This is a genomic window from Nostoc sp. CHAB 5715, assembly GCF_020829685.1.
Lineage (GTDB): Bacteria > Cyanobacteriota > Cyanobacteriia > Cyanobacteriales > Nostocaceae > Nostoc.
In genome coordinates, this window is sequence record NZ_JAIVFR010000860.1 from 1 (window position 1) to 3,256 (window position 3,256).

At 43.6% G+C, this 3,256-nt stretch carries 3 protein-coding genes; all 3 read left to right on the forward strand.

All coding sequences use genetic code 11. The features are described 5' to 3' along the window. The coding region (locus tag LC574_RS32590; RefSeq protein WP_229457731.1) for a DUF4114 domain-containing protein at nucleotides 1–1,285 on the forward strand (1,285 nt) is incomplete at its 5' end. A 225-nt stretch (nucleotides 1,286–1,510) separates the two neighbouring features. Then, nucleotides 1,511–2,476 (forward strand): serine hydrolase, encoded by a 966-nt coding sequence (locus LC574_RS32595; RefSeq protein WP_229457732.1) that lies wholly within the window; start codon nucleotides 1,511–1,513, stop codon nucleotides 2,474–2,476. A gap of 32 nt (nucleotides 2,477–2,508) precedes the next feature. Next, nucleotides 2,509–3,078, forward strand: a complete 570-nt coding sequence (locus tag LC574_RS32600) for a photosystem I assembly protein Ycf4 (protein ID WP_229457733.1) — start codon at nucleotides 2,509–2,511, stop codon at nucleotides 3,076–3,078. Nucleotides 3,079–3,256: the final 178 nt, after the last annotated feature.

A 3,256-nucleotide genomic window follows, 5' to 3' on the forward strand; every position in this document is an offset into this window, starting at 1 on the left:
GGGCGGTGGTGTTTTTAGTGCATCATTTAATGGCGCTCGTTTGGTAAGAGCCAATTCCACTTCTAGTGGTGTCACCATTAGATTACTCCAGCAAACTGCAACCATTACTCTACCCCTGTTTCCAGATGAAGTGGTAGAAGGCTTAGAAACCTTTACTTACACACTTAGCCCTGTACCAGGCTACGATTTTGTACCGGGTGAAAACGCTATTACATTTACCATCAACGATACAGCCACACCACCACCGCCCATTCTCCCCACAATCAATCAACTATCTGATAGTGTATTTCAGCTAGAAGGTAGCGATCAGCCAAAACTTCAAATCTCCCTAATTGAGCGCAATTCTAATCAAGTTAACGAGCTAGGTGTATTTATCGTTGACGATGATAAGGGAACCATCAATGGAATAGAACCTAATTCTACAGGATACGCACAAGCAGCACTGGATAGAGCAGAACTTATTTTCTCTGCTATTTCTAATTTGCCAACTGGATTTAATCAAACAAATTCAACTAGCTTATTAGAATTGAATTCAGGGGATAAATTAGGATTTTTATTAGTAGAAAATAGTACGATTGATGCCGTGCGTTCTGGGGTAACTTCTTTATCAGAAGTTATTTTTGCTGAACCTTCAACCCAAAAAGTAGAAACTTTAGATGATGGGAACTACTTAATATCTTGGGAAGATCCCAAAGGAAATGATGTCAGTGATTTCAAAGATTTAGTGATAAAAGCTTTAGCCACCAATCAATCTTTACCATTAGGTGCAGGGTTGCAAGGAAATCCTGAAGGAGAACTGATTGATTTACGAGACATCACAGGTCAGGTGCGTGCTGAGTTTGAATTATACAGAGAAGCTGCCTTTGATAATTTGATTGGATTTTACAAAGTTGCTGATGCTGATGGTGGTATTGATGCCGATGGGAATGGTACTATTGATATCCGTCCTGGCGATCCAGGTTATGCAAAAGCCGCAGTCCAAGGACGTGTTGCAGGTCTTGACCTAACCGTTAATAATCAAGGGACTGCTACTTTTACAACTAACCTCAACGGCGGTTCAATTTATGCACCATTTATTATTGCTAATAGCAAACCAGAGGCAATTGTAGATGATAATCCTAATAATGACCCTGCGGTTTACTTCGCCTTTTTGGGTGCTAACCCAAGTAACTATGACCATATACGCCTGTTAGGAAATAATACGTGGGGTTTTGAAGATTTACCTCTGGGCGGTGACAAGGATTACAATGATGTAATTGTGCAAGCGAATTTCAATCTGATCTAGAACTCTGTACCTCACGTTGGCGTAGCCTCTCGTAGAAAAGTTGGGGAATCCTGGGCGCGACCTGTTGAAATCTGCTGCATTAGATATCTGGTGAAAAATAATGTAGAGACGTAGCAGTGCTACATCTCTACAAGGGTTCTGGATAATGCATATTTAATTTCTGGAAATGTCTATTCATCCCTAAATTCAGCAATGCCCGAATTACTATAATCCCCATCATAAAATATGTTTTTTAGAATCCTCTCAACAACTCTTCTCAGCTCAACCCTATTGTTTGCTCCAGCGATCGCTAAAGCTGCAACCCTGGGGACTGGATCGAGTTCTTCCTCTGCCTTATCGGTTACTCTTGCAGTAGATTCATTACCATCCCCTGTCGAGCAAAATCTGGCAGAGCAGCTACAGGCAAGTCTGGATCAAGCACGGGGCAGCATTCCGGGGGCAGCCGTAGCGATTATTAGTCCTAAAGGAACCTGGTTTGGGGCTAGCGGGGTGGCAGACATCGCAACAAATACAAAATTACAGCCTAGCGATCGCTTCCAAATCGGCAGCATTACCAAGACCTTCGTAGCAACAACCATACTACAACTAGTCGAAGAGGGCATCCTTGGTCTAGACGATACCTTAGTTGACCGACTACCAAAGACGGTAACGGCGGTGATTCCCAATTCAGAGCGGATTACAGTGCGCCAACTATTAAACCATACTAGTGGCATTGCCGACTATACCGATGTGTTGTTTACACAGGCTGCGGTCAACCCAGGAGTTTTTTTTAATAATTGGCAACCAGAGGAACTGGTGAGCTTAATTAATGGCACAGAAGCGATTTTTGAGCCTGGAGAGTCGTGGGAGTATTCCAGTAGCAACTTTCTCTTGTTGGGTATGGTGGTGGAAGCGGCAACCAACGGTAATATTGCAGATGAAATTCGCGATCGCATCCTCGATCCCTTAGCCCTCAGCAATACCTTTTTTGCGGAAGAAGAAACTATCCCAGGCGGCTATGTCAAAGGCTATTGGGACTTTGATCAAGATGGCACGCTGAACGATATTTCTGTAGCCAATCTATCTTGGGCTTGGTCTGCGGTAAATTATACCGTGGACTTAAAACAAAGCTTCAGTGCCTCCTCAGCAATAGCCGGATTGGTACAGAAGCACACACTTTATGCAAAAGCATTCAGTGTGCTTTGTATGTGACAGCGAGTATCTCACGGGGCAATGGTAGTTCAATGACGGCATCAATAACGATTAACAAAGGCGATCGCCTCCTGCATCAAAATGTTCTCGGTTCTCGTCGGTTCAGTAACTATTGTTGGGCAGCTATCGTTACCTTGGGAGCAAGCGGCTTTTTATTAGCTGGGATATCCAGTTATTTAAAAGTTAATTTACTCATAGTTTCTGATCCAACTAAACTAGTATTCGTCCCTCAAGGATTGGTAATGGGGTTATATGGTACTGCTGGCTTGCTATTAGCCACATACCTGTGGCTAGTAATTTTATGGGATGTGGGAGGCGGTTACAACGAATTTAATCAGGAAACTGGCACAATCAAAATATTCCGTTGGGGATTTCCTGGGAAAAATCGCCGAATTGAGATTGACAGCCGCATAGAAGATGTGCAGTCCGTGCGAATAACCGTCAAAGAAGGTCTTAATCCCCTTCGCGCCCTCTATCTACGCATTAAGGGGCGGCGAGATATACCCTTAACACGGGTTGGACAACCGTTATCTTTAACAGAGTTGGAAACAGAAGGCGCAAAATTAGCCCGCTTTTTGGGAGTGTCATTAGAAGGGCTGTAAGGGAGTGGGGAGTGGGGAGTCGGGAGTCGGGAGTGGGGATGAGGGAGCAGGAAAGTGGAGATCAAAGACTCATTAACGGAGTTCAAAGACTCATTCACGAGTATCAAAGACTCATTCACGAGTATTAAAGACTCATTCACGAGTATTAAAGACTCATTCACGAGTATTAAAGACTCGC